Raw genomic sequence first — 23,571 nt, forward strand, 5'->3', positions numbered from 1 at the left:
TATATCTAAATTCGCTGTATTTTTCGGCATTTTACCAATAATTAGGTTTTTATTACTCATTTTTCAACAATATAGTTTGTTATTCTGACTCAAAGCATTAAAATTTAAAGCCGTTTGAACGTTCTGCAAAATAAATGTTCAAAAAGCGCTGGGTGTTTAGACGCTCAAGCGTCGTTTGGCGAAAATTAGTGTTTGCGTAAATAGTCAAAGACTAGCTAAAAAGGTTACCTAAAAAATCATTTAATGATCAAATTGTTCTCTACTATTACGCTCAGCATTAGTGCATTTTTTGTAAGTGCGCAAAGCACTGAGTTGTGTATACCACAAAGCACTCAATTTGACCCTGCACTATTGACTGCTGACAAAACAATCAGAGTCAGCTCTGACGCCGCTCAAATGATCCAGAACAGTTCCGCCTTATTCAACGGTAATGTTACCATCACTAGTCAAAATTCAATGATCAGTGCTAACGTTGCGCAGATGGACGACAACGGCAAACAAGTCACTGCTAGTGGCGATGTACTGTATCGTGATCAAGCACTGCAAATTGAAAGTCAAGGCGTTGAATTAAACAGCGACTTGCAACTGTTGCAGATGCAAGATACTGAGTACCAATTTAAAGACATTGCAGGGCGAGGTTCAGCCGGTTTACTTTCACTTTCTGGTGAGCAAGGGTTACGCTTAGAACAAGTTTCGTTTACCACTTGTCCAAAAGGTGGCGAAGATTGGAAAATGTTTGCAAGCGAAATAGTAATTGGCAAAGATAGCCCTTTCGGCGAAGCTTATAATACCAATTTTTATGTTGGGGGTGTTCCGGTATTTTGGCTTCCCTACTTTGCTTTCCCCGTTACCGCAGGACGTCAAAGCGGTTTGTTATTTCCAAATATCGGCAGTTCAAGTCGCACTGGCATCGAATATGAACAACCATTGTATTGGAATATTGCACCAAATTATGACGCTACTATTTCACCAAGGCTTATGACAAATCGCGGTATTCAACTGAAAACAGAGTTCCGCTATTTATTCAGCCAAAGCCAAGGTGAAGTACAATTAGAATACTTACCCAAAGACATCGATACTGATACACAAGATGAACGATATTTTTATCGCTATTTGCATCAAGGCAAAATTAGTGACAATTGGAATTTAAACATCGATTTCAGTGGAATAAGCGATGACAACTATATTGTTGACCTCGGATCGGACTATTATAATCGTGCCGATACACATTTATATCGCCAAGCTGGCGTCAGCTACTACTCGTCTAATCTGGATTTCTCAATGAATTTCCGAGATTTTGAAGTAGTAGGCGACCATCCAGACGTATATCGCGCATTACCTGAAATGAAGCTCAATTATGGCGCTGACTTAGGACAATATGTTGATTTCACGTTAGCAAGTGAAGCCGCTTATTTTGAAAACTCACTGGATTCAAAACCAAATTCTTTTCGAGTTCATATTGAACCTAGTTTGTCACTACCCTATCAGCGTGCATGGGGTGAATTATTAGCAGAAGTAAGTTTGCTGCAAACGTATTATGAACAGGAGTTGCCTCGAGAAACAGCATCGCCGCTTGACGCCAGTGTTAGCAGGACAATTGGTCAAGGAAGATTATACGGCTCACTCATTTTCGAACAAGAAGACTTAGTCTTAGACAGTAAGTACTTGTTTACTATCGAACCAAAAGTACAATACCTTTATACTAGCTTTGAAGAGCAGGACAATATAGGGCTTTATGATACAACCCCCTTGTTAACCACTTTTAATAATTTATTTCGAGGTCAAGAATTTACCGGACTGGATCGAATTAACGACAATAATCAAATTACTTTAGGTGCCACTGCTCGATTGGTAGATCAGCAAAATAGAGAAAAACTCACATTGAGTGTCGGCCAGATATTTCACTTACAAGACAGTAAATTAATAAGTAGTGTAAGAGAGGATAATCGCTCGGCCTTGGCGGCCGAATTTGATTGGCAAGTGAACCAACGCTGGTTTTTGCACTCTGATATTCAGGTTGCTACGCAAACCCAAAAAGTTGAACGCAGTAGTGTTGCGACTGAGTACCGTATTGATGATAATAAACTAATCCAGATGAACCATCGTTACATTCGTGACCTGTCCGGAGAAGAAATAAACCAATTTGGTGTAACCGCTAGTTGGCCAATAAACCAAAAGTGGCATTGGGTGGGACGTGTGTATAGAGATGCCAACCTATCAAGAACGACCGAAAGCTTTACCGGCATTCAGTATGATAGTTGCTGTTGGGCATTGCGTGTCACTTATCAGCGCAGCCTAAGCAATAGATTTGATGCCATTGGTTTGCGAACAACCGACGAGTTCGAATCAGGTATTGCCCTACAATTTATTATAAAAGGTATTGGCAGCCGAAGAAGTAATTCCGATATTTTAGAGCAAGGTATGTTTGGTTATCGCCAGCCCTATGTTTTGAATTAACTAGATTTAGACCCTATATAATTAGAGAAAATATGAAATACAGATTATTAAAAGCAAGCTTACTGAGTGTTACCGTCGTTTTCAGCATGCTAGCAAACGCGGTTGAACAAAGTCTCGATAAAGTGTCTGTCATTGTGGACCAAGGCGTTGTTCTTGAGAGTGAAATATCTGGCCTTGTTGATGGTGTAAAACAAGGTGCAATTGCTCAAGGACAAGCATTACCATCGGATAGAGCTTTACGCACTCAAGCAATTGAGCGTTTGATTTTAAAAAGCCTGCAAATGCAAATGGCCGAGCGCATGGGTATACAAATTAGCGACCCGCAACTAGAGCAAACCATTGGCAACATCGCGGACAAAGACAATATCAGTATCGATCAATTGCGCAAACGAGTTCAGGCCGACGGCCTAACTTACGAAGTGTATCGTGAAAAAGTACGTGAAGAATTGATAACGGGTGAGGTAACGCGCGCAAATGTAAGACGTCGTGTTTATATCACACCACAAGAAATCGATACTTTAGTCAATTTAATCAACCAACAAGGTGCCGAGCAAGCTGAATATCGTTTGGGTCACATCCTTATTGCGGTTCCATCAGGCGCAACTGAAGAGCAAATTTCTATTTCCAGAGGTACAGCTGACAAAGTACTTGAATTATTAAACTCAGGGTCTGATTTTACTAAAATTGCGATTGCCTCATCTTCTGGTCCAAAGGCTCTTGAGGGTGGTAATATGGGATGGATGAACGTTAACTCTATGCCTACGTTGTTTGCCGAAGCGATACAAGGTAAAAAACAAGAGGCTTTGATCGGGCCACTTCGCAGTGGCGCAGGTTTTCATGTTTTAAAAATATTGGAATCAAGAGGCGTCGAAATTGTGGAAATTGAAGAAGTTAACGCACGCCATATTTTGGTTAAACCATCTATTATTCTCAGCGATCAAAAAGCACAACAGATGTTACAAGAATTTCGTACTAAGCTTATTGAAGGTGAAGAAGACTTTGCAGCGTTAGCGAAAATTCATTCAGAGGACCCGGGGTCGGCTTTGAAAGGCGGCGTATTGGGTTGGAATGATCCAAGTATATATGTGCCTGAGTTTAAAGAAACACTGAGTACACTTAAAAAAGATGAATATAGCCAACCAATCCGAACTGTGCACGGTTGGCATTTAATACAGCTAATTGAGCGTCGTATTGATGATGCGACGGAAAAACGTAAAGAAGATCGCGCGTATCAATTATTATTTAACAGAAAATTCAATGAAGAAACCGATACTTGGTTACGTGAAATGCGCGATGGTGCTTACATTGAATTACTTGATAAAAAAGACCTATAATGTCAAAAATTTTAAAGATTGCTGTTACGCCTGGTGAGCCGGCAGGTATAGGGCCAGACCTTATTATCACTTTATCTCAACAAGTTTGGGATGCTCAATTGGTGGTTTATGCTGACGCGGATATGCTGCAAGAGCGCGCAAAAATGCTCGGCATTGCGCTAGATATCATTCCCTACGAAGATGACAGTAATTACGTGCAGCAACCAGGACAGTTAATTGTAAAGCATACTCCAGTGGCTGTTCCCGTAATCGCAGGGGAATTAAATAGCGACAATGGCCATTACGTTGTTGAAACATTACGCCAAGCTTGTGATGAAAACATGAGCGGAAAATTCGACGCTGTTGTTACCGGTCCAGTACACAAAGGCATTATCAATAAAGCCGGTATTTCATTTAGTGGTCACACCGAGTTTTTTGCGAATCAATCCAACTGCAGCGATGTAGTTATGATGCTTGCGACGGAAGGTTTGCGAGTGTGCTTAGCGACAACACATATTCCATTGCAATATGTTTCACAGGCAATCACGCCGGAGCGTCTGGATAAAGTGATTCATATTATTCATACCGACATGAAGCTAAAGTTCGGTATTGAATCACCTAAAATCTATGTTTGTGGTCTAAACCCACACGCCGGTGAAGATGGTCATCTAGGTAAAGAAGAAATCTTAGTTATTACTCCAAAATTGAATGAACTGCGCGCCCAAGGGATTAATTTAGTCGGCCCTCTTCCTGCAGACACTATATTCCAACCAAAGTATTTAGAACAGGCTGATGCAGTATTAGCGATGTATCACGACCAAGGTTTACCCGTTTTGAAATACAAAGGTTTCGGCGCATCGGTAAATATCACTCTTGGACTTCCTTTCATTAGAACGTCTGTGGATCATGGCACCGCAGCTGATCTTGCAGGGTCGGGTAATATAGACTGTGGTAGTTTCAGCTTGGCGATAAATAAAGCGATCAAACTGGCCAGGAAAAAAATATGAGTCAAAAGCATCTGGGCCACACAGCAAGAAAACGCTTTGGTCAAAACTTTCTGCATGATCAATATGTGATTGATCAAATCGTGTCGGCAATTAATCCTAAACAGGGTGAAAACTTGGTAGAAATTGGACCCGGCTTAGGTGCATTAACTGACCTCGTTGCCGAAGACGTGGACCATTTAACCGTTGTTGAGCTCGATAGAGACCTAGCGAAAAGGCTACGTGAACACCCATTCCTCGGTAAAAAGTTAACCGTCATAGAAGAAGACGCACTGAAATTCGATTTCGCAAGCTTAGTCAAAACAGACGGCGACTTAAGGATTTTTGGCAACCTACCTTATAATATTTCGACCCCATTAATGTTCCATTTATTTTCTTTCACTAAAATGGTGAAGGATATGCACTTCATGTTACAAAATGAAGTAGTAAAGCGCCTGTGTGCAACCCATGGTGATAAGCTTTATGGTCGTTTATCGGTAATGGCGCAATATTATTGTCAACCTATTCCTGTTGTTGCTGTTCCACCAAGCGCATTTAAGCCTGCTCCAAAAGTAGACTCTGCTTTTGTTAGGCTTATTCCGCATGCCGAACCACCCGCTCAAGTTGACAACATAGACCGCTTACAGCAAGTCGTTACCACCGCATTTAATCAACGCAGAAAGACTATCCGGAATAGCTTAAAAGAATTAATGACGCACGAAGAAATTGAAGCCTTGGGTATTAAGCCTGAATTGAGAGCCGAAGCCTTATCTTTACAACAATTTGCTTTATTAGCCAATTACGTTGAAAAAAAACGTATAGACGCTGAAATAGAAGGAAAAAATGCAGGATAACGTAATGAAAAAATCAATAGGTATTACTACAAAAACAGCATTTATTGGACTCCAAGATAGTGGTGACAGGACCCCTGTTTATGTTTTCAGTTACACCGTCACGATTAATAACAATCTCGCTCAACCAGCTCAGCTTAAGAGCCGGTATTGGCTAATTACCAATGGCGATGGCGAAAAAGTAGAGGTACAAGGTGAGGGTGTTGTGGGTGAGCAACCGATTATTCAGCCGAACGAGAGTTTTGAATACACAAGTGCCTCAATGATAAAGACCGCAGTTGGCACAATGGAAGGCTACTACGAATTTGAATTTGCGGATGGTCAATTTCACCGTGAACAAATCCCTGTTTTTAACTTATCAAAACCAAATAGCATTCATTAATTTTGATTATCAAGAATTATGTCGTAGGCGATATTCAAGGATGTTACAAAGGCTTACGCAAACTTCTAAAAAGCGCTGGGTTTGATGCAAAAACAGATAAGTTATGGGCCGTAGGTGACCTCATTGCGCGCGGCCCTCAATCATTGGAAACGCTAAAGTATTTAAAGGATTTAGGTACTCCACATTTTGATACTGTACTAGGTAATCACGACTTACACCTCATTGCTATGGCTCATGGTATCAGCACGCCGAAGCCCGTAGATAAGTTAGATCCTTTAATTAAACACAAATCATTTGGTGAACTCATTGACTGGTTATGCACTAAAAAATTGGCTTTAAAACCAGCAAAAGACCACTTTATTTCACACGCAGGCTTATATCCTATGTGGTCTACAAAAAAGGCCCTTTCACTGTCAGATGAAGTCAGTGAAGCGTTAATGGGTGCCAAGCAATTCCAGTTTTTGAAAAACATGTACGGTAATTATCCAAGCGTTTGGAATGACAACTTAGAGGGTCCTGAGCGCCTTCGGTTTGTCGTAAACGCCCTCACACGAATGCGTTTTTTAAGCGACAACGCGCTGGAGTTCAAAACGAAGTGCCACCCTGATTTAGCGCCTATAGAACTGACACCTTGGTACCTTTGTCCAAATTCGGATGTAAAACAAAATAAAAGTCTTATATTCGGGCATTGGGCATCATTAATGGGTGAAACCAACAATCAAAAAGTAATAGCACTGGATACTGGTTTCGTATGGGGCAAGACAATGACATTGTATTGCATAGAGACAAAACAGTTTTTTTCACAACAAGCATAAAGAAAAACTAGTGCGTACCGATACCTTGTTGTAGACATAGTTATAAATCTGCGTACGCGAGTGTTAGGTAAAATGAACTACTCTCTACCTCCTGTTAAAAAAGTCGTAATTGTTACCAGAAAATTGGGTAATTAGGGGTCAAAAAAAAATGAATCTTACAGTAAAAATGCGAGTCATTAGCGGATTTAGCATCATCAGTTTTCTGCTTGTATTGTTAAGTATACTCTCCCTTTTCAGCTTAAATGAGATTGAGAATGCAACTGACGAGGTAAGCGAATTAGCCTTGCCCACTGTTGGTGGCAGCAGCAGTTTAAAAGCATCGTTCCTAAATATGGGTCGCTTAACCTTTGAAGCCTATGTTACGACTAATCAAACTGATTTGAATAACAAACTAGTCGCATTTGAGGCTAGTAGAAGCAGTTTTGATGAACAATTAGGAGTCTTGCGCAGCGTTGTCCAATATGAAAGTAACTTGAAAAACGCACTTGGTGAAGTTGAAGTTGTTTACGATAACTACTCTCAAAATGCAACAGAGGTATATAGCAATCACCTCTTAGAACAAGACCTTAAGGATAGTGTAGATGCTCAATACGCTATTATTGAAGAAAGCGTTGATGACGCGACATCATTTCTGTTGGATTTTGCAGATTTAGATGCCGTAGTTGACTCCGGCGTGCTTTCTGAAGTCGCGGTTGAAGGCGTAAAATTAGAATCAAATTTACTTTCAGTTTTATCATCTATCGCAGACTATGTTACTACTGAAACCTTACAGCGAGCTGACATTCGAGGCAAAGAAGTTCTTCTCAGGGTAGCTCAGGCTGAAGAGCAATTTGCCGCGATGCTAAAGATGTCAAATGGCCAAGACGACACAGGTACACTGGATGAAGTGAGTGAGTTAATTGATACCATTAAACAAACTATTGTAGGAACCAGTGGCATTCTAACTAATCAAGTAAGCAAGTTAGACAGGGCAATAGATTCTGAAAGCTTCTTGATAGCATCCGATGAAGATATTTCTCGAGGTCTCGAGTCATTAGAAAGTTTACTAGAATTAGCCAATAGCAAGGCGGCATCCCTCAAACAGGGCGTAAGCGATCAAGTTGTCTCAAGCGTACAATGGGTTATTATTATGGTGCTGGTGTCACTAGGTATTGCTGCATTTACTGCGTACAAAAGCGTAACGGCGATTACCAAACCATTGGCTAAAGTGAATGAGCTTCTGAAAATTGCATCTTCTGGCGATCTAACACATCGATTGGATGATTCCTCCAAGGACGAATTCGGCATACTGTCGACAAACTGCAACGTTCTTATTCAAAGTCTCAAGACACTTATTGAAGGGATCCACGGCAGAGCCGAGCAACTTGCCGCAGCGTCTGGTGAGACATCATCGGTGACTGAGCAAACAACCCGCTCCATACAAGAACAAAAATCTCAAATATCACAAGTTGCTGCAGCAACCACTGAAATGCACAGTACCTCTCAATTGGTATTACAAAGTGCTGACGATACGCTAAAACAGATTGGTCAAGCCGATGATGAAGCTGAAAAAGTGAAGCAGATTTCAATGGAAAACAAGCGCACTATTGAAGTACTCGCACGTGATGTGCAAGAAGCAGCTGATGTTATTAACAAGTTACATGAGGACAGTGCTTCAATTGGTGGGATTCTGGATGTTATTCGAGGTGTTGCGGATCAAACTAACTTACTCGCTTTGAATGCGGCTATTGAAGCGGCTCGAGCTGGGGAACAAGGTCGCGGATTTGCCGTGGTTGCGGATGAAGTTCGTACCTTAGCAAGTCGCACACAAAAATCTACACAAGAAATTAATTCAATGATAGAAGTGTTGCAAGCAGGAGCTGAAAAAGCAGTAGCGGTTATGACACAAGGCAAACACCAGGCTGAGATTTGCGTAGCGCAAACAGAAAAAGCGGCGAAAGCGCTTGATTTGATAACCGACGCTGTACACAAAGCGCATGAAGTTAGCACTCGAATTGAGCAAGCAGCTCGCGAGCAGAATCAAGTGTCAGCGGAAATTAGCGAAAAACTTGAGACCATCGTAGGGATTGCTGAGGAAACGACCTTAGGAGCTCAACAAACAACCGAGTCGAGCGCTGAGGTTGCTAGACTGGCGGACGAGTTACAAGAATCTATCGGTACATTTAAGGTGTAGTACTGACCCCTTTGAGCGGCCAAGAAACTTGATTGAGCCTCGGTCCTCACATTTGAGGTAGCGATGTCTTTGCGTAAAACAAAAAAGCGATTTCGGTTTAATACGAAATCGCTTTTTTATTGGCCGGTGCTTAGCAGATATCAAAAATACGGGTTTATTATTCAAACAATGCTTTGTGCAATACCTTCACCACATCTTCGCTGTCGGCATTGCTCACTACAAACGACAGGTTATGTGGGTTTGCACCAAAACATATCATGCGTAAATTAAAGTCCTTCACAGCCTCAAAAATTTTACTGGATACGCCAGCAGAGCTTTGCATGTTATTACCCACAACTGTCACCACATCATATCCCTGCTCAATCGTGACATCGCAAATTGTGATTAATTCAGCGAGCGTTTCTTTGTTCATCTTTTCAGACACAGAGTTAGGCGGATTATCTAGCGTAAACGATACCGAAATCTCAGAAGTCGTGACTAAGTCCACAGACAGCTTGTGTTTAGCCATGATTGTAAAAACACTCTGTAAGAAGCCCTGAGCATACATCATCTTAGGCGTCTTAACCGTTACCATAACTTGATCTTTACGTCTGGTAATCGCTCTATAAGCAGGTTCATGCACACAGTCTCTAACAATCCAAGTACCGCCTTTTTCAGGTTCACGGCTAGAGCCTACAAAGACTTTAATGTCTTGCCTAATCGCCGGTTCCATTGTTGCCGGATGCAGTACTTTTGCACCAAAAGTGGCCATTTCTGCGGCTTCGTCAAAACTCAGTTCAGATAAAGGGCGGGCTTTGTCGGTGATGCGAGGATCGGTTGTGTAGACGCCAATGACATCAGTCCAAATTTCACAAGTCTGGGCATCAATCGCTTCAGCTAACAGTGCCGCTGTAAAGTCAGAACCTCCGCGACCAAGTGTGGTTGTTCTACCTTGCTCATCTGCACCAACGAAACCTTGAGTCACAATCACTGAATTATATAATTCTGGGAGCAACAACGCTTGCGCTAGCCGCCTAATAACAGCAAGATTTGGTATGGCCTGCGTAAACGTTGAGTCAGTACGAAGTACTTTTCTGACATCAAAATTAGTCGCCAAAATATCAAACTCTCTGAGTACCGCTGCAAATAACAATGAAGACATACGCTCCCCCATCGACACTAGCGCATCTTTCAAATCGTCTCTAAAATTAATTTCTTCATGTTTTGCTAAGTCGGTCAATTCAACTAACAAAACGTTAAGCTTATCACTGACCTCTTCCGGTTTTGTTAACTTAGCGACAATGGCAAGCTCAATGACTTTAATCTTTTCTACAATTTCTTCAATTTGTTGGCTGGTTAACGCGGTGTTCGCCAATGCCACCAAATGGTTGGTTACTCCAGCAGAAGCGCTAACCACAACAATTCTTGTATTTGTGTTATTAGCGATTATTCGCGCACAATTCCCCATAGTGCTATATGTGGCTATGCTAGTTCCGCCAAATTTGGCAACATTCAACACTGAATTCATTTACTTTTATCTTCCCTTTCATTAACCCAAAGAAACACTTTATCGACAGCGACTAAACCCCGCCAATTTATACTATTTGAATGAAGCTTGCTTAACACGACCTTCTATAGAGATTTTATCACCGACTTTTATGTTATTTTTCGCAAACCATCCCTGATTCATTTCCAAGGCGTAAAGTACCTGTTTAGATGATTTGACCGAAGTAAGGTCGTGGGGCTTCAATTGCATTATATCGATTATTTTACCATCTACGGTTATATATGCTAAATCCAGTGGAACAAAGGTATTTTTCATCCAGATACTGGCCATACGCTCAACGTCAAACTGAAAGAGCATGCCACAGTCCTCACATAAGCCTTTGCGATACATCAATCCCAATGCTCTTTCTTCAAAAGAATCGGCAAATTCAACTTGAAGAGATTTATTGGCAAACGAGATATTTATATTGCTGTCATCGGCTAGGAATGCTAACTCTTCTTCGGTTAATTCATCGCTAGTATTGATTATGACCTGTTTTATATTGGCCTGAGCAGACTTGACTAAATCGCCGGGCTTATCATTTTGTGCGTTGGCTTGGAGTGACAATAATGACGTAAATATAATTGCAAAAAAACCAATTATGCTGCTGTGTGAATATTTTTTCACGATCTAATCCTTGTTATTATTATGTGATTGTATTGCTCAATCACGGCATTTTTGAACAACACAGTATGTATCTAATTAAAACGCCTGTTAATTACTTTTTTATTTTTTACACAAAGAGTTCGCACTCAGGCGCAAAACAAAAGTAAAAAAACGCCGAGCCCCTTATATAGAGTCTCGGCGTTTTTACTGTTTATTACATCCGAGTAGGGGTATTAGTCCCACTGCTTACGTCATCAACATTACACCCAGTTTACGCGATATTCAACGCTGGAATGATATTTGCCTTGGCTGCTTCAGCGGCTTTGCTGAACTTAGGCATGCGATCAAAGTTTAAGTAACGGAACACTTCACCACTCATGGATTCAATTTTGCTGGCATATTCCATATATTCATTAGCGCTTGGTATACGCCCAACAATAGCGCCAACTGCCGCGATTTCAGCTGAGCACAGATATACATTCGCGCCATCACCTAAACGGTTCGGGAAGTTACGCGTTGATGTGGACAATACTGTCGCACCTGCAAGAACACGAGCCTGGTTACCCATACATAATGAACAACCTGACATTTCCATTCTTACACCAGCTTTACCATAAATACTGAAATAGCCTTCCTCCATTAACTGAGCTTCATCCATTTTCGTTGGTGGAGACATCCACAAACGAGTTGGTAATGTGCCTTTGAATTGTTCAAGAAGCTTACCTGCAGCTCGGAAGTGACCAATGTTAGTCATACATGAGCCAATGAATACCTCATCAACTTTATCACCAGCAACTTCAGATAATGTTCTAGCATCGTCCGGATCATTGGGACAACACAAAATGGGCTCGTTAATTTCAGCTAAATCAATCTCAAGCACTTCTGCGTATTCTGCATCGACATCTGCTTGCATTAGTGTTGGCTTAGCTAACCATTCTTCCATTTTGCGTGCGCGACGCTCTAATGTTCTTACGTCGCCGTAGCCTTCATTTATCATCCAGCGAAGCATAGTGATATTTGAGGTCAAGTACTCGGCAATTGACTTTTCGGATAATTTAATTGTACAACCCGCAGCAGAGCGCTCTGCAGAGGCGTCAGACAATTCGAATGCTTGCTCAACAGTCAAATCATTTAAGCCTTCAATTTCTAATATACGACCAGAAAACGCATTGATTTTGCCTCTTTTAGCAACAGTCAACAAACCGTTCTTAATGCCATACATTGGGATAGCGTGAACTAGGTCACGAAGCGTAATACCTGGCTTCATTTTACCTTTAAAGCGAACCAATACGGATTCAGGCATATCTAAAGGCATAACACCTGTTGCTGCTGCGAATGCAACTAAACCAGAACCGGCAGGGAATGAAATCCCCATTGGGAAACGCGTATGGGAGTCACCGCCAGTACCAACGGTGTCAGGCAATAACATGCGGTTTAGCCAAGAGTGAATAATACCATCACCCGGGCGTAATGAAACACCACCACGGTTCATAATGAAATCAGGTAATGTATGCTGAGTATCAATATCTACAGGCTTCGGATAAGCAGCAGTGTGACAGAATGACTGCATTGTTAAATCAGCAGTAAAGCCTAAACATGCTAAATCCTTAAGCTCATCGCGCGTCATAGGTCCCGTTGTATCTTGTGAGCCCACAGTGGTCATTTTAGGTTCGCAATAAGTGCCTGGGCGTATACCTTCTACACCACAGGCTTTACCGACCATTTTTTGCGCTAATGTAAAGCCTTTGTTTGATGCAGCCGGCACCAGTGGCTTGCGGAACATATCATTTGCTTCTAAGCCTAAAGCTTCGCGAGCTTTATCAGTTAAACCTCTACCGATGATAAGATTAATACGACCACCAGCACGAACTTCATCAAGTAATACGTCTGACTTATATTCAAAAGTCGACAGTAGTTCGCCGGTTGCTGCATTTTTAACTTCACCAGCGAATGGGTAGATGTCAATCACATCACCCATGTTTAGTTTGTCGACGTCAGCTTCAAATACCAATGCACCCGCATCTTCCATGGTGTTGTAGAAAATTGGAGCCACCTTGCCGCCGATACAAACACCACCGCCGCGTTTATTTGGTACGCCAGGAAGATCATCGCCAAAGAACCATAATACAGAGTTTGTAGCCGATTTACGCGAGGACCCAGTGCCAACAACATCACCAACAAATACAACCGGATGACCCATGGCTTTAATTTCTTCAATTTTTGCAAGCGGCCCTAATTCACCATGAACTTCAGGTGTTAAACCATCACGTGTCATTTTATACATTGCCCGAGCATGCAGAGGAATATCGGGACGAGACCAAGCATCAGGTGCAGGTGATAAGTCGTCGGTGTTAGTTTCACCTGTCACTTTAAAAACAGACATAGTGATTTTCTCGGCTAAATCATCACGACAAAAAAACCACTCGCCTTCAGCCCAAGAGTGCATAATATCAGTGGCAAATTCATTGCCAGCTCTGTGTTTCTCTTCCACGTCATGGAAGGCATCAAACATTAACAGGGTGTGCTTGAGTTCCTCGGCAGCAAGTTCTGCTAGATCATTGTTGTCTAGTAAACCCACTAAGGTTCCGATATTGTAACCACCGTGCATGTTACCAAGTAACTGCACCGCAGCATCAGCACTAACTAAGTCGCAAGACTCTTCGCCTTTCGCTATCGCACTTAAAAACACGGCTTTAACATAAGCGGCTTCATCAACGCCCGGAGGCACGCGTTCTGAAATCAATTCTAATAAAAATGCTTCTTCGCCTGCTGGCGGATTCTTCAATAGTTCAACGAGACCAGTAACTTGCTCTGGATTCAACGGCTTTGGTGGGATACCCTCAGCGGCACGTTCTTCTGCGTGTTTACGATAATCTTCTAACACTATTTAAGCCTCTTTTTGATGCTGGTTTCTGTTCATAAAAATAGAACGAACCTTCAGGAATAAACTTGATTATAAATTTCAACTGACATTATAACGAGTAACGTCAAGAATTTGAATGACAAAAGCCTTGCAACGAACAATAGCCGATATTCATCAAACTAATTGTTTTAAGGATGTTAATGGATTTTATCTATAATAGTCCTATTTAGTCACTAGCTTAAAAATCTGAGCAGTGTCAGCATCGCTCAATAGTAAGATATTTCCATCACTGTCTTGTTCTATATCCCTAAGCCTGTATTCGAAATTTGGTAGTAAAATACGCTCATTGGACATGTTGTCACCATCTAGCATTATCGCGCGCAATTGCTGAAACTTGAGTGAAGTCACGATTAAATGTTGAGATAACGAAGGCATCTTATCAGACTCATATAGGATCATACCTGAGGGCGCAATAGAGGGAGTCCAATCAAAATCGGGTTGTTGCATTCCGGTATATTCTGTAAATGGGGTAATCACAGCGCCGGAATAATCTCGACCATTGGTGATAATTGGCCAACCATAATTATTACCTTTTTCAATCATATTAATTTCATCACCACCCGCAGGACCGTGCTCATGGGAAATAATCAGTCCTGAAACGCTCACTAATAATGCTTGAGGATTTCGATGCCCCAGACTAAACACATAGTTGGCACTGCTGTCAGGCGCTTCTTTGTTATAAAAAGGATTATCCACTAAGGCTTTACCAACATCGTTTACTCGAATTATTTTACCTAAGTGAGAAGACTTAACCTGCGCTTGCTCACGGAAATCAAACCCGTCGCCAGTAGTGATAAGAAGGCTATTATCGTCTAAAAACGCGAGGCGACCACCGTAATGCACTGGGGTATTCTTGTCTGTTTTGACAATGAAAACGTCTTCAATTATTGAAATTTCGTCGCCCGAATCAGGCAGTTTAAACCTCACTACTTTCAGTCGATTTGAATCACTTGTGCCAGCACTATAACTTAGGTATATCCAGCCATTTAATGCAAAATCGGGATGAAAAGCCAAATCAAGGAATCCACCCTGACTATCGGCAAACAAATCATCTATCGAAGTGGAGAAGACTTGTTTGTTCCATTGTTGGTCAAACACAATAATACTGCCGCTTCTATCAGTTACAAATATTTCATTGTCTGGAGAAAGGTTAATTGACCATGACTTAGGCAATCCATCGACAAGTAATTCAACATCAAAGTTAGTGTCGATTGCTGCTAGCGTAGCCTGAGCATATGCTGTTTGCCAATTAAACGAGGCCAGCAAATAAAGATGAAGCAATCACCTTAGTGATGAACGTGGGAAGTTTGTTTAGCATCATTATCCTTTTTGAGATAGAAGCACAAAGTTGCCTCATCTATATCCTACTATTAACACAATAAAACGCGAAGATAATAACCACAACTTAGGAAAAAAACATATATAGTTGCGGTAAATAAACATGGAGCAGTAAAATTTTGGAAATTAACACTAACAATCATCAAAGAACTAAATTAGTGCGTTTCGGCTTATTTATTTTCCAACTATTAATTACTACTATCGTCACGTTTATCATCGCTAGTGCCTTGCACACTCAGTCCGTTCTATCTGGTTTGATTTCTGTCGGTGCTGAAATTCCCTTAGGTTTACGAATAGAGACCGTTTTTGTTGATTTTGTAGGTTTGCTTCCAACCTACGGCAGCATTGTGTTCGTTGGCATGTTGATTGCCATGACCGTCGCCATATTGATCGCAAAAAAAATACAAGCAACGCCTCCTGAACATGCGACTGAAATGCCGCAAAAAAATCGAAAGTCAGCACTTTGGGTATATACACTCGCAGGGGCTGTGGCCATGTTTACTTTATTGGCCGCCATGCACCCCATATTAAATGTGAGCATCATTGCCGGCGCCAGAGGATTTACAGGCTTACTCACGCAGAGCATAGCAGGAGCGATTGGCGGTGCCGTGTTTGGATTAATCAGAAGTAGAACAAACAAGTACTCCTAGTCAAAAACACCGATAAAATAAATTGATTGTTCATTCCATTTAATTGAGACTACCGTATCTCGGCTGTGACCACTGTATCACTCTGCTGTTAAAGAGACCTATTTCTACGATATCTACAGACTTGGTTATTGTTAACACAAACCCACTTTACACTCCTCTGAAATGCCCCATCAATCAAGTGATTCACGAGCTAAAGCGCTGGCTATCCTTGAAAAAGTTTGTAATGTGCAAACGTAAATTTGAGAAATACCAATACAAAGCGCGTATCATCACCCTACCGTTCTATCTTGAGGCACGCTGTGTTAGATAATAAAGCCATCATCGATTTTGCATTTTCAGTCATTGGTCCCGTCATTCTATTAATCGCATTCGGATACGGACTCTACAAAAGCGGTTTAATGACAGATGACTTTGTTGAACGAGCCAGTCGTTTAATCTTTAATTTCGCATTGCCCGCACTTTTGTTCACCACTATCAGCAAAAGCAATGTCGATGCAATGTCGCAATTGAATATATTACTAATTGGAGTGGTAGGCACAGTAACAATTTGCGCTATTATGATGCTCGTCAGCCCTTTTCTAGTGGCTAGGCGCAGTGATCGCGGTGTTGTTATTCAAGGCGCGTTTCGCTCAAACATGGGTATTATTGGATTAGCTTATTGTTCTAATGCTTATGGCGAGGCCGGTTTGGCGTTGGGATCTATTTATTTAGGTGCAATGACAATTACCTACAATATTATTAGTGTCGGAATTTTAAATTTTTATTTAGACAGCAAAACGTCCTTTATAAAAGTAGTCAAAGGTATCATTAGTAATCCAATTATTTTATCCATCGTGGCAGCACTGCTGGTTTCTACATTCAATGTTGAGATCCCGAACATAGCACTCAATAGCGTTGGCTACTTTGCGCAATTAACTTTACCATTAGCGCTACTGTGCACGGGCGCAGCATTGCGATTCTCAAGCTTTAGAAGTGATGCAAAAGCGGCTGCGTTAAGTATATTCGTAAAATGTTTGGTTTACCCAAGCGTTATTGTTTTAGCTGCAATCTATTTCGATATAAGCGGCATAAAACTTGGCATTGTGTACCTTATGTCAATTGCGCCAACCGCGGCCGCAAGTTACATTATGGTGCGTAAGATAGGAGGAAACCACCAGTTGGCGGCTCATATCATTGCTATTAGCACGATATTATCAGTGCCAGTTACCATTATTGGCTATACTTTATTGACTGCTTATCTGTAATATTGTCGTAACACTAACCTACAAAGAATAAATTCATGGATAAAAATAAGGATATTGACAAGTGTCATTTTGAATTAACAAAAAAAATGTGTTCATTGTGGTTTTCATTTTTTGTATTTTCATCGGCTTACCCATGATTATTTTAGCCAAATGGTAATACTAATTATCAAATCCTTCTTATTCTTTTTTAACATTGACCGATATATTAAGTTACTTACTCAATAGTAATGATTGTTAGCTACAATTTATATTAAGTTTACATCATCGTCGTTTATTGGAAGCTGCATCTCTGAGAGGTATCTATCTTTCAATAAACCAAGCTAATCAATTACTTAATAAATGGAACAATATATGTTTGTGTTAGCCTCAAATTATCAAAAATTGGAACGTGAAAACGCACAGTTGAAGGTTCAATTAAACGATGTGAATTCACTTTTGTCCGAGCAAAAGGCAGAAAACAACGCATTAACCCAAGAATTAAATATGCCGAATCCTAACGAGGAATTCGAAAAATCATTAGTAAAGTGTACACTCGAATCATTAGCTCAAGTTGAGGGAATAAGACAGACAGTCTTGGAATCATTCCGCAGTATTCAAGCTGAAAGTGAGTCTGTTGAAAAAATTAATATTCTATTTGATCTTTCAACTTCCTCTTTGAGTGATATCGCAAACTCAATGAGCGGTTTAAACATAAAAATGAGCAGCATGACTCAGAACATATCAGGGCTCTCTGATAAAGCTGACCATATCAATAAATTTGTTTCTACCATTACTAGCATTTCTGATCAAACAAATTTGTTAGCTCTAAACGCTGCTATCGAAGCCGCAAGAGCGGGTGATGCTGGCCGTGGGTTTAGCGTTGTGGCAGATGAAGTTCGCTCTTTAGCTACTGAAACAAATAAATCAGCAAGTGAAGTCGCTGATTTAGTTGGTAACATTATTTCTTCGACGAAAACAGCCGTCGAATCAGCAGAGGATGTTAAACACAACAATGAAACACTTTCAGTTGGTGTAAACACACTGAGTGAAAACTACAGTCACATTGTAACTAGCAGCAATAAAATGAAGTCAACTATTGAGGAATCCGCTCATCGAACATTCATTCAAACCGTCAAGTTAGACCATATCGTTTGGAAAAGTGAAGTTTATGCAGTGATCCATGGGGTGAGTAACAAATCAGCTCAAGACTTTGTCAGCCACAAAAATTGTCGACTAGGGCAGTGGTACGATACAAATGGCATGCAAAAATATTCAAGCGTTGGATCGTTTAGAAGCCTCGACCAGCCTCATGCTGAAGTTCACAATGAAGGTGCTAAAGCAATTGAAGCCTTTGCGAATCATAATCAAGGGCAAACAATAACGGCCTTGCAAAAAATGGAAAGTGCAAGTCAAAGATTGCTGGGATATTTAGACGATATTGCCAATTTTCGTCAAGCCTAAGCAGCTATTCGTTATACTGGCCTAAGTAATTATTCATCGGGCCAGTCTCACTTTTTCATTCAGATAATGCCAATTCAACAGCCGCTTTAGTGTGTAATTCTGTTGTATTAAATAATGGTGCTTGTGGTAAGTCTTCTGGTTGTAGCAACAAAAATATTTCAGTGCAACCTAGTATGATCCCCTGCGCACCTGCTGATAGTAGATTTTCACACACTTTGATATAAGCTTGTTTTGAAGCCGCTGTTATTTTCCCTCTAACTAGTTCATCAAAGATAATTTTATCTACTATGATTTGCTCTTCTTCACTTGGTGAAATCACATCGATATCGAATTTTTGCTTAAAACGGTCTTTTATATAATTTGCTTGCATTACCGGTTTTGTCCCTAAAATACCGACTTTCTTGAGTTCTGCTTCCTTTATTGCTTGTCCTGTCGGATCACTAATATGAATAAACGGAATGTTAACCACCGTATCAATATTATCAAGAACACAGTGCATTGTATTACTCACACAAATCAGCATGTCCGCTCCACCAAGTTCCGCGCCCTTTGCCTTGGTTTCAATATAGGTGCGAGCTTCATCCCATAATCCATTTCTGACATAATATTCAATATTACCAAAATTGAGACCTTGAATGAGTGTCTCTGCAATTTCCCAACCGCCTAAGCGCTGATTTACTAATTCATTGATCATTCGATAATATTCAGACGTTGCTTGATTACTCATACCACCAAGAATACCGATTGTTTTCATTTTAGTCGGTCGAGTCATAATAGTTCCTTTAAATACGCTTCTTGTTATCCAAAAGTGTAACCGACACCAAGAATGAACCGAGAGTTTTGGTCAAACAGATCGAGACGGGCAAAAGCTTTCCAGTTTTTCAAATTTAACAGTGCAATATCTGACTCGATCGACAAACCATGCCCTGTTGTAATGAAGTCTTCAGTAAGTTCAGCTCGTGCCCCGAAGTTATCACTTACATACGAATAGTAAGCATAATAACCGGCATCTTTTCCAAATAATGTCAGGCTATCCTCAATACCAATGACGATCTTGGTCTTAGATGTTGAAACTCGACTAATTAGCTCCACCGAATAGATCGGGGAATGTTCCAGAAATAAACGGTACTCTGCTCTTACAAAGTTAGCTTGTGTCATGCGCTCAAGACTAATTTCATAGCTTGAAACATCATTAATATAAGAGGACATTTCCAGTTCCACATAATTCAGTTTTTTGAATGCGTCGAGTGCGGTTTTTGCTGTATCCTCTTCTAGCTCTCCAAGTACAATCTCGAACTTTGCCTTTGCAGAGTAAGCATAAACATGTCTGGCACCCTTAATCCAACCGTCTTTTGCAAGGCCACTAGAAGAAACTCGCCCTTTATAAGTTGGAATGACTCCAATTTCTGTCTTACTGCCTAATGCGCCGGTGTGTTTGAAGTAGATACGACGAAGGTTGAAGTGGTTAGAGATATCACTGTCAATAGTATTGTAACTGGAAGAGAATTCGTTGCCGGTCACACCAAAGGCGTTAATGCGCCACCTTGAATTAGGAATATGAAACGAGGAATAAGCGCGTACCCGATATTGAAATCGATGCTCACGATTGGAGCGATCATCAAAACGAACTTGAGTTTGTACCTTGTATTCAAAACTATCATCAGCACTGAAAACCGGGTGTGTTGGCATAATTAACAGGAATGCAATTAATGTAAAACGCGAAGTTGCCATTTGTTCTCTGTAAAATATAGAGGGCGTACCCACAAGATGATGGAACAAATATAGCTATGTACAAAAATTTAAACAAGAAAGACTTGTTATTATTGCTGTCGCCTTAGGAAAGCGGGTTTCATATTCCCAAGGCGATCGTCAATTATTAAGCTAGTCGGCTACGGCCGCATAGGTTAATTCATAACTATGGCTGTATATTTCAAGGATATTGCCGAACGGGTCTTCCATATAGATCATTCTGTATGGTTTTTCGCCAGGATAATAGTAACGCGGTTTTTCCATTCGTTTTTTACCCCCTGCTTCGACGATCTTGATCACTAATTCTTCTAAATTAGGATCTTGAACACAAAAATGAAATACACCCGTTTTCCAGTATTCAAAGTTATTTTCAGGTTGCTCTTGGTTGGTAAACTCAAACAGTTCGACTCCAATACGATCGCCCGTCGATAAATGAGCTATTTTAAACTGGCCCCAATTGGCTCCGAATACATCGGTGCACATTACCCCAATAGCAGAGTCATCCTCTAACACGGTTGTCGGCGCCACTAGCTGATACCATCCTAAGACGTCGGTATAAAATTTAACTGCCTTGTCGATATCTGGAACTGAGATACCGATGTGAGAGAAGGTTCTCGGATATGCTTTACTCATGATTGTTACCTTTGCTGATTAGATAGGTGAATTATACCTCTCATGTTAAAATAGAAAAATTATCATTTATTATGATTATGAGAATATACGGTAATGATTAATCAACATTTATTGAAAACATTTTGCACCCTTGTTGATATCGGTCACTTCACGCGCACAGCCGAACAGCTTTTCATGACGCAGTCTGGCGTTAGTCAGCACATCAAAAAGCTCGAACTACAGCTTGAAACCCCGCTGCTAATAAGAGATGGAAAGTCGTTTTCATTAACGGATGCAGGTGAACAATTATATCAAAGAGGTCATGAGCTTCTAAGGTCGTCTGAAGAACTAGAACGATTGGTTAAACATGACGAAACACATGAAGGTAAAATAAAAATTGCTTCGCCAGGAAGCATTGGACTGCGACTCTATCCATTCCTACTTGATCAGCAGCGCTTGTATCCAAATTTGCTTGTAGATTACGTTTTTGCCCCAAATCGGGATATTGAACGTGCTTTAGCTGATCGTAAGATTGACTTAGGTTTGCTCACCGATCTAAGCAACGTTAGCAGCGTGTCGAGCAAGAAAATAGCGATCGAACCGCTCGTTTTAGTAACATCAAGTAATGTCACATCTGTTAACTGGAAAAAATTGCTTGAGTTAGGATTTATTTCGCATCCAGATGCCCCCCATCATGGGCGACTTTTGCTGAGTGAAAATTTTGAAGAATTTAAACACGTCGAACAATTCATGCATAAGGGCTTTTCAAACCAAATTAGCCTGATATTAGAACCTGTAAGCAGAGGATTTGGATTTACGGTCCTGCCATTGCATGCCGCACAAGCTTTCCGTCAACAAGATCTCATAAAAATACATTACCTCGATAACCCTGTTGGCGAAAATCTGTATTTGTGCGTTAATCGAATAGCAATAACTCCTAATCGAATAAAATTCATTAAAAATGCGATTGCGAGTTACTTGGCAGACTAAAATTTGAGCCTGAATAAATGCACTTAATTAACGGTCTTTACGCTCACGATACTCTTCGAATATAGTAAAGTTTGAAACTAAGCATTGAGGATTGGAACTGAATGAATCGTCGATATGCTAATGGCACCTGATGACAAACCCACCCAGACCCCAATACGTATGTTGACGTCCATCTTTCATATGTAAGTGGTCGATTTGATTTGAACAGCCAAAAGCGCTAATAATTATTTGAGCAAAAGTATTTTTTGTTGTACGTAAAATAATGACTAACATCGGCTATGGATTTTTTGTGGATCAAAGCTAATTATTTCTTGCCAATATGTTATCGATTAAAGAGTATTCTTCGGAATAACCATTAGCTAAATCAAAAATAAAATTGACGGCAAAAGAATCAGAGACACCAAACGTAACTGGTCCTTTAATAAGACTATCCAATTCAATCCAGTCTTCAAAAAACCTCTCACCCAAACTATTTCTAATAAAAACTCCCGCTATAGCATAGACTTCTTCGTCGCTACTGGAAGTGAAAATATTGGCAAACTAGGTTATATCAACGGTCACATCGACGGAAATATTCAAGCCTGTATTATTTTCGATAATTGAAAAAACATCCGTTTCCCATGAACTTTGAACAAAACCGCCAATACCGTCTAAAACAAAGCTCATGGTAATCAAAATCAGCATGTCGGCAATCCGAGAGCCTTTATACTTGCGCAAAAGCAACAATCAAAATTCGTTAAAAAGTAGTACCTAATGTAAAGTTACCCGGCATTACTATGGGAATGTTAGTCTGGGACACGTAGCGAGAACTCAAGGTACAAAACTTAACAATGGTACTGCTTATAAAAGGTCGATTGAATAGTCTATAAATATGATTTTCTTACAGACTTACAGTTAGGAAAAACTATTTTTATTCTATTCTTCTTGATGATAGTTTTGACAACATTGTTTAATGGTATAAAGAGTTTAAAAGGATATGTAAACTCTGCAAATTACTTGGCTTTAGTTAGAGAGTTGTTCGTGTTTTTGATACCTGTTTGGATAATTTTTTTACTTTTGGTTATTGGTTATAATTTATATTTATCAATTTCATATTGTTCAAAAAATTCAATTCAATTCAATTAATTTTTATAAAAAGATAGTCAAGAAATTATAGATATTTGGTCACAGAATAAATTTGACGGATCAATCAATAAGTAACTTCTGTATATAACTTGCTGGATTTGTGCGCTGGCCTTGCTAGGAGGTTAATTATGTTCATTGCTGCATCGGTATTTGGTGTTAGATTGATGCTTGATTGTTCGTGGATGCTAAATCGCCGCGCTTAACCTCAACCCACACGCCGCACGTGCGTGGTAAGCAATATCGGGGTAGGCAGAGGAAGCCTTTCTTTAAGCAAAAAAAAGGCGCTCAAGGAGCGCCTTTTATAGGATGTAATGCGGTATTACGCAACAATCTTTGATACAACGCCAGCACCTACTGTGCGGCCACCTTCACGGATTGCGAAGCGTAAACCTTCG

The 23,571-nt window shown here is 40.5% G+C and carries 20 protein-coding genes; 11 read left to right on the forward strand and 9 right to left on the reverse strand.

Features of this window, described 5'->3' with window-relative positions:
- Nucleotides 1-243: 243 nt before the first annotated feature.
- The 7 genes from lptD to CXF81_RS10155 all read left to right on the forward strand — a co-directional run bounded on the left by lptD (nt 244) and on the right by CXF81_RS10155 (nt 8,974).
- A complete protein-coding gene (gene lptD / locus CXF81_RS10125; protein ID WP_101181242.1) occupies nt 244-2,457 on the forward strand; it encodes an LPS assembly protein LptD in 2,214 nt (737 codons plus the stop codon).
- Nucleotides 2,458-2,477: 20 nt separating this feature from the next.
- On the forward strand, nt 2,478-3,791 hold the full coding sequence (gene surA, locus CXF81_RS10130) for a peptidylprolyl isomerase SurA (RefSeq protein WP_369828679.1): 1,314 nt from the start codon (nt 2,478-2,480) through the stop codon (nt 3,789-3,791).
- Nucleotides 3,791-4,777 carry a 4-hydroxythreonine-4-phosphate dehydrogenase PdxA gene (gene pdxA, locus CXF81_RS10135; RefSeq protein WP_101181244.1) on the forward strand — a complete coding sequence of 329 codons (987 nt, stop codon included), beginning with the start codon at nt 3,791-3,793 and terminating at the stop codon, nt 4,775-4,777. Before surA ends, pdxA begins: the two co-directional genes overlap by 1 nt.
- On the forward strand, nt 4,774-5,607 hold the full coding sequence (gene rsmA / locus CXF81_RS10140) for a 16S rRNA (adenine(1518)-N(6)/adenine(1519)-N(6))-dimethyltransferase RsmA (RefSeq protein ID WP_101181245.1): 834 nt from the start codon (nt 4,774-4,776) through the stop codon (nt 5,605-5,607). Before pdxA ends, rsmA begins: the two co-directional genes overlap by 4 nt.
- A gap of 4 nt (nt 5,608-5,611) precedes the next feature.
- The gene (apaG, locus tag CXF81_RS10145; RefSeq protein ID WP_232771881.1) at nt 5,612-5,986 is read left to right on the forward strand and encodes a Co2+/Mg2+ efflux protein ApaG; all 375 of its coding nucleotides are present in this window, start codon (nt 5,612-5,614) and stop codon (nt 5,984-5,986) included.
- An 8-nt stretch (nt 5,987-5,994) separates the two neighbouring features.
- Complete coding sequence (locus tag CXF81_RS10150; protein WP_101181265.1) at nt 5,995-6,801, forward strand: symmetrical bis(5'-nucleosyl)-tetraphosphatase; 807 nt, start codon at nt 5,995-5,997, stop codon at nt 6,799-6,801.
- 148 nt (nt 6,802-6,949) lie between these two features.
- A complete protein-coding gene (locus CXF81_RS10155; RefSeq protein ID WP_101181247.1) occupies nt 6,950-8,974 on the forward strand; it encodes a methyl-accepting chemotaxis protein in 2,025 nt (674 codons plus the stop codon).
- Nucleotides 8,975-9,131: 157 nt separating this feature from the next.
- Here the strand turns inward: CXF81_RS10155 and lysC are convergent, their stop codons facing one another.
- From lysC to CXF81_RS10175, 4 genes are all read right to left on the reverse strand, one after another.
- Nucleotides 9,132-10,481 carry a lysine-sensitive aspartokinase 3 gene (gene lysC, locus CXF81_RS10160; protein ID WP_101181248.1) on the reverse strand — a complete coding sequence of 450 codons (1,350 nt, stop codon included), beginning with the start codon at nt 10,479-10,481 and terminating at the stop codon, nt 9,132-9,134.
- Nucleotides 10,482-10,553: 72 nt separating this feature from the next.
- Entirely contained in the window at nt 10,554-11,126 is a 573-nt protein-coding gene (locus CXF81_RS10165; RefSeq protein ID WP_232771882.1) for a DUF192 domain-containing protein, read from the reverse strand.
- 250 nt (nt 11,127-11,376) lie between these two features.
- Entirely contained in the window at nt 11,377-13,989 is a 2,613-nt protein-coding gene (gene acnB, locus CXF81_RS10170) for a bifunctional aconitate hydratase 2/2-methylisocitrate dehydratase (RefSeq protein ID WP_101181249.1), read from the reverse strand.
- A gap of 201 nt (nt 13,990-14,190) precedes the next feature.
- Nucleotides 14,191-15,309 carry a PQQ-dependent sugar dehydrogenase gene (locus tag CXF81_RS10175; RefSeq protein ID WP_232771883.1) on the reverse strand — a complete coding sequence of 373 codons (1,119 nt, stop codon included), beginning with the start codon at nt 15,307-15,309 and terminating at the stop codon, nt 14,191-14,193.
- Between the two features lie 176 nt (nt 15,310-15,485).
- Between CXF81_RS10175 and CXF81_RS10180 the strand changes: the two genes are divergently transcribed.
- The 3 genes from CXF81_RS10180 (at nt 15,486) to CXF81_RS10190 (ending at nt 18,700) form a co-directional block, all read left to right on the forward strand.
- Complete coding sequence (locus tag CXF81_RS10180) at nt 15,486-16,016, forward strand: hypothetical protein (RefSeq protein WP_101181250.1); 531 nt, start codon at nt 15,486-15,488, stop codon at nt 16,014-16,016.
- 299 nt (nt 16,017-16,315) lie between these two features.
- Nucleotides 16,316-17,260, forward strand: coding sequence for an AEC family transporter (locus tag CXF81_RS10185; protein ID WP_101181251.1), 945 nt, complete (start codon nt 16,316-16,318; stop codon nt 17,258-17,260).
- Nucleotides 17,261-17,611: 351 nt separating this feature from the next.
- On the forward strand, nt 17,612-18,700 hold the full coding sequence (locus CXF81_RS10190; RefSeq protein ID WP_101181252.1) for a methyl-accepting chemotaxis protein: 1,089 nt from the start codon (nt 17,612-17,614) through the stop codon (nt 18,698-18,700).
- A 55-nt stretch (nt 18,701-18,755) separates the two neighbouring features.
- Here CXF81_RS10190 and CXF81_RS10195 read toward each other — a convergent pair whose 3' ends face one another.
- The 3 genes from CXF81_RS10195 to CXF81_RS10205 all read right to left on the reverse strand — a co-directional run bounded on the left by CXF81_RS10195 (nt 18,756) and on the right by CXF81_RS10205 (nt 21,082).
- Nucleotides 18,756-19,472, reverse strand: a complete 717-nt coding sequence (locus CXF81_RS10195; protein ID WP_101181253.1) for an aspartate/glutamate racemase family protein — start codon at nt 19,470-19,472, stop codon at nt 18,756-18,758.
- Nucleotides 19,473-19,498: 26 nt separating this feature from the next.
- A complete protein-coding gene (locus CXF81_RS10200) occupies nt 19,499-20,431 on the reverse strand; it encodes a hypothetical protein (RefSeq protein WP_101181254.1) in 933 nt (310 codons plus the stop codon).
- 150 nt (nt 20,432-20,581) lie between these two features.
- Nucleotides 20,582-21,082, reverse strand: a complete 501-nt coding sequence (locus CXF81_RS10205; RefSeq protein WP_101181255.1) for a lactoylglutathione lyase family protein — start codon at nt 21,080-21,082, stop codon at nt 20,582-20,584.
- A 93-nt stretch (nt 21,083-21,175) separates the two neighbouring features.
- Here CXF81_RS10205 and CXF81_RS10210 point away from each other — a divergent pair, with 93 nt between their 5' ends.
- Nucleotides 21,176-22,051 (forward strand): LysR family transcriptional regulator, encoded by an 876-nt coding sequence (locus tag CXF81_RS10210; RefSeq protein WP_101181256.1) that lies wholly within the window; start codon nt 21,176-21,178, stop codon nt 22,049-22,051.
- Between the two features lie 540 nt (nt 22,052-22,591).
- Here the strand turns inward: CXF81_RS10210 and CXF81_RS20090 are convergent.
- A complete protein-coding gene (locus CXF81_RS20090; RefSeq protein ID WP_198556377.1) occupies nt 22,592-22,735 on the reverse strand; it encodes a hypothetical protein in 144 nt (47 codons plus the stop codon).
- Nucleotides 22,736-23,495: 760 nt separating this feature from the next.
- The coding region (locus CXF81_RS20680; RefSeq protein ID WP_157825454.1) for a hypothetical protein at nt 23,496-23,571 on the reverse strand (76 nt) is incomplete at its 5' end.

The sequence above is a fragment of the Glaciecola sp. 33A genome (assembly GCF_002836745.1).
Taxonomy (GTDB): domain Bacteria; phylum Pseudomonadota; class Gammaproteobacteria; order Enterobacterales; family Alteromonadaceae; genus Glaciecola.

Excerpts from the sequence above, each read along its gene's own strand:
- lptD (WP_101181242.1), top strand. The coding sequence starts at position 244 with ATGATCAAATTGTTCTCTACTATTACGCTCAGCATTAGTGCATTTTTT.
- pdxA (WP_101181244.1), top strand. The coding sequence starts at position 3,791 with ATGTCAAAAATTTTAAAGATTGCTGTTACGCCTGGTGAGCCGGCAGGT.
- rsmA (WP_101181245.1), top strand. The coding sequence starts at position 4,774 with ATGAGTCAAAAGCATCTGGGCCACACAGCAAGAAAACGCTTTGGTCAA.
- apaG (WP_232771881.1), top strand. The coding sequence starts at position 5,612 with ATGAAAAAATCAATAGGTATTACTACAAAAACAGCATTTATTGGACTC.
- CXF81_RS10155 (WP_101181247.1), top strand. The coding sequence starts at position 6,950 with ATGAATCTTACAGTAAAAATGCGAGTCATTAGCGGATTTAGCATCATC.
- lysC (WP_101181248.1), bottom strand. The coding sequence starts at position 10,481 with ATGAATTCAGTGTTGAATGTTGCCAAATTTGGCGGAACTAGCATAGCC.
- CXF81_RS10190 (WP_101181252.1), top strand. The coding sequence starts at position 17,612 with ATGTTTGTGTTAGCCTCAAATTATCAAAAATTGGAACGTGAAAACGCA.
- CXF81_RS10195 (WP_101181253.1), bottom strand. The coding sequence starts at position 19,472 with ATGACTCGACCGACTAAAATGAAAACAATCGGTATTCTTGGTGGTATG.
- CXF81_RS10200 (WP_101181254.1), bottom strand. The coding sequence starts at position 20,431 with ATGGCAACTTCGCGTTTTACATTAATTGCATTCCTGTTAATTATGCCA.
- CXF81_RS10205 (WP_101181255.1), bottom strand. The coding sequence starts at position 21,082 with ATGAGTAAAGCATATCCGAGAACCTTCTCTCACATCGGTATCTCAGTT.
- CXF81_RS10210 (WP_101181256.1), top strand. The coding sequence starts at position 21,176 with ATGATTAATCAACATTTATTGAAAACATTTTGCACCCTTGTTGATATC.
- CXF81_RS20090 (WP_198556377.1), bottom strand. The coding sequence starts at position 22,735 with ATGCTGATTTTGATTACCATGAGCTTTGTTTTAGACGGTATTGGCGGT.